General features: G+C 68.7%; 4 protein-coding genes and 1 pseudogene. 2 read left to right on the top strand and 3 right to left on the bottom strand.

Going from position 1 to position 3,128, the window contains the following annotated elements:
• The 3 genes and pseudogenes from BDIM_RS18200 to BDIM_RS15545 form a co-directional block, all read right to left on the bottom strand.
• A pseudogene (locus BDIM_RS18200) lies at nucleotides 1–266 on the bottom strand (hypothetical protein); the annotation flags it as partial.
• 2 nt (nucleotides 267–268) lie between these two features.
• On the bottom strand, nucleotides 269–502 hold the full coding sequence (locus BDIM_RS15550; RefSeq protein WP_003166522.1) for a helix-turn-helix domain-containing protein: 234 nt from the start codon (nucleotides 500–502) through the stop codon (nucleotides 269–271).
• Nucleotides 503–526: 24 nt separating this feature from the next.
• Nucleotides 527–1,141, bottom strand: coding sequence for a DUF2975 domain-containing protein (locus BDIM_RS15545; protein ID WP_003166521.1), 615 nt, complete (start codon nucleotides 1,139–1,141; stop codon nucleotides 527–529).
• Between the two features lie 440 nt (nucleotides 1,142–1,581).
• Here BDIM_RS15545 and rdgB point away from each other — a divergent pair, with 440 nt between their 5' ends.
• Nucleotides 1,582–2,184 (top strand): RdgB/HAM1 family non-canonical purine NTP pyrophosphatase, encoded by a 603-nt coding sequence (rdgB, locus tag BDIM_RS15540; protein WP_003166519.1) that lies wholly within the window; start codon nucleotides 1,582–1,584, stop codon nucleotides 2,182–2,184.
• A 151-nt stretch (nucleotides 2,185–2,335) separates the two neighbouring features.
• On the top strand, nucleotides 2,336–3,128 hold a 793-nt coding region (gene hemW / locus BDIM_RS15535; protein WP_248601240.1), incomplete at its 3' end, for a radical SAM family heme chaperone HemW.

The following is a 3,128-nucleotide window of genomic DNA, read 5'->3' as shown; positions in this document are numbered from 1 at the left end:
CTGGTGGGCGGAGGCGTCGCTGAGCGTCCGGCCGAGGCGGGCGTCAGGGCCGTCGCGCGTTTCTTGCCCGTAACGCCGCGCGGGAGCGGCGCGACGAGAGGCGCGGCTTCCTCTCCAAGCGCAGGAATGACGGCGCCGGGCGTCACGCGCGCGGCCTTGCGGCGCACGGGCGGCGTCACCGTGGACGTCACGCGGTTCCAGATGCGCTTGTCGTCGTCGCCGGTCGCAGCTTTCGGCGGTCCCTTGCCCGAAGGGGGGCGGGCCACGCTCAGCCCTCGTCGTCGAAGGCGTCCGGCGGACCGGGCTCATGGGCCAGCAGGTCGCCGGGCTGGCAGTCCAGCTCGCGACACAGGGCGTCCAGGGTGGAGAAGCGCACGGCGCGCGCCTTGCCCGTCTTGAGGATGGACAGGTTGGCGACGGTCACGCCGACGCGGTCGGCGAGCTCCGTCAGCGACATGCGGCGCTGGGCGAGGATGCGGTCGAGTTGGACGCGGATGGCCATGGGGGGAGCTTTAGCGTTTCTCGATCAGATCGTCAGTTCGGATTCGCGACGAAGACGGGCGCCTTCGCGGAACACCTCGGCCAGGACGAAGACGACCAGGACGGAAAAGACGGGCGTGAGCAGGTCGCTGACGCCTTGAGGCTCCATGACGCCGGGGGCGAGGCGCGACGCCACCAGCCCCTGCACGATCCACACCCCGCCGGTGACGACGGCCAGGATCAGGCCGACATGGCGCAGGCGGCGCACATTGTCCGGCTGGAACGGGTCGCCCAGGGTCAGGGTGCGGAAGATCTTGCGTAGATGGCGCAGGATGATCAGGAAGCCGCCGAAATAGGCGCTCAGGGCGCCCAGGGCGAACAACAGCAGCGGACGCGTCAGCGGCATCTCGCGGCCGTCCGCGCCGTCCGAGACGGTCACGTTCAGATTGTCGATGGGTATGAAGATGGAGGCGACCCACAGAAGCAGCAGCAGGCCGGTGACGAGGATCATCACCACATAGGCCACGTCCAGCGCGATCTTCAGCAGGCTGGCGACGGAGCCGGGACCGATGGTCCTCAGGTTCGGCGCCCGCAGTTGGGCGGCGCGAAGCGGGGTCTGGGCGGCGGTGGCGAGCCGGTTCGGTTTCCGCAAGCGCGTCATCGGGCGTCTCAGGCCGGGGACAGGGGCGCCGTCGCCGCGGCGGGTCCGGCCGACCCGCGCACGGCTCTATTCTTCACGGCGTTCATGGCGATCGTCAAAGTCCCCCTCGAACTCTGCAGGATCAGAAGCTCTGAACGATCAGGGCGATCGCCGCGACGGGCAGGGCGGCCAGCAGGAAGGCGTTGCCCAGGCTGTGAGCCAGACGGTCCATCAGATTGGTCTTGTGCATGGCTTGCATATCGGTCTCTCCATCAATGCACGTTTTTTGTGCGTATCTGTTGTGCCGCTGGATCATTGTTGCGAGATGTTTCTCTCGTTTGAACGGTGCGGCCGTCCGTCCTTGAAAATGAAGATAGGTCGTGCGCCGGCGAAAGCCAACTTACATATCGTTTAACGATGTTACCATTTCGCAATGGACCGGACGGGACTAAGGTCGCGCCATGAATCTCAAGCTGATCAAGGGGATGCGGCTCGTCGCCGCCACCCACAATCCGGGCAAGGCGCGCGAGATCGAAGCGCTGCTGGATGGACATTACACGATCGTCACCGCCGGAGAGCTGAATCTACCCGAGCCGGACGAGACGGAGACCACCTTCGTCGGCAACGCCATGCTGAAGGCGCGTCACGCGGCCCAGGCCTCGGGCGAGGTCGCCCTGGCTGACGATTCCGGCCTGTCGGTTGCGGCCCTGGACGGGGCGCCGGGCATCTATTCCGCGCGCTGGGCCGGTCCGACCAAGGATTTCGCCCTGGCCATGAAGAAGGTCGAGCAGCGGCTGGAGGAGATCGCATCGACCGATCGCCGCGCCTGGTTCACCTCGGCCCTGGCGGTGGCCTGGCCCGACGGCCCCTGCGTGGTGGTCGAGGGGCAGATCGACGGCGAACTGGTCTTCCCGCCGCGCGGCGACCGGGGCTTCGGCTATGATCCGATCTTCCGGCCGGAAGGCTCGGAACTGACGTTCGGCGAGATGGATCCGGTCGAGAAGGACGCCCTCAGCCACCGCGCGCGCGCCTTCGCCCGCCTCAAGGCGGCGCTGATTGACTGAGACGCCCGCCGCACGAGCCGCGGCCCTGCGCAAGGGCGGCGATAGGGGCGAGCATTCATCTGTCCCTCAAGCAGCCGCCCTCCGCGAGGGCGGCGATAGGGACGAAAAAGACTCCATCGCCCTCTACGTCCACTGGCCCTACTGCGCGCGCATCTGTCCCTATTGCGACTTCAACGTGGTGCGCGACCGGGGGCGGACGCAGGAGCAGGCGGAGCTGGCGCAGGCCATCCTGAACGACCTGGAGGCGCAGGCCGCCCTGGTCGGGCCGCGCGCCCTGGCCTCGATCTTTTTCGGCGGGGGCACGCCGTCCTTGATGCCGCCCGACGCCGTGGCGGCGGTGGTCGAGCGGGCCAGGGCGTTGTTCCCTCCTTCTGGCGATATTGAGATCAGCCTGGAGGCCAATCCCACTGACGCCGAGGCCGGGCGCTACGCCGCCCTGGCCCAGGCCGGGGTCAACCGCCTGTCGATGGGGGTGCAGTCGTTCGACGACGCAGCTCTGAAGTTCCTGGGCCGGGACCATTCGGCCGCCGAGGCGCGCCGCGCCATCGCCTTGGCGGGCCGCGCCTTTCCGCGCCTGTCGATCGATCTGATCTACGCCCGGCCGGGCCAGGGCGTCGCGAACTGGACCGCCGAGTTGACCACGGCGCTCGATCTGGGGTTCGAGCACGTCTCGCCCTATCAACTGACCATCGAGGGGACGACCGCCTTCGGCCGGGCCGTGGCGCGCGGCGCCTGGGCGCCGCCGGACGAGGATCTGGCCGCCGCCCTCTATGAAGCCACGCAGGCGACGCTCGAGGCGGCGGGGTTCGAGGCCTATGAGGTGTCCAATCACGCCCGCGACGTGGCGGCGCGTTCCAGCCACAACCTGCATGTCTGGCGCGGCGGCGACTACCTGGGCCTGGGGCCGGGAGCGCACGGGCGGCTGACGCTGGACGAAGGGCGGG

It is taken from the genome of Brevundimonas diminuta ATCC 11568, assembly GCF_000204035.1.
Taxonomy (GTDB): Bacteria; Pseudomonadota; Alphaproteobacteria; order Caulobacterales; family Caulobacteraceae; genus Brevundimonas; species Brevundimonas diminuta.
The sequence above is the reverse complement of the archived record's forward strand: the minus strand, read 5'-3'. Positions and strand labels throughout refer to the sequence as shown.

Excerpts from the sequence above, each read along its gene's own strand:
- BDIM_RS15550 (WP_003166522.1), bottom strand. The coding sequence starts at position 502 with ATGGCCATCCGCGTCCAACTCGACCGCATCCTCGCCCAGCGCCGCATG.
- BDIM_RS15545 (WP_003166521.1), bottom strand. The coding sequence starts at position 1,141 with ATGACGCGCTTGCGGAAACCGAACCGGCTCGCCACCGCCGCCCAGACC.
- rdgB (WP_003166519.1), top strand. The coding sequence starts at position 1,582 with ATGAATCTCAAGCTGATCAAGGGGATGCGGCTCGTCGCCGCCACCCAC.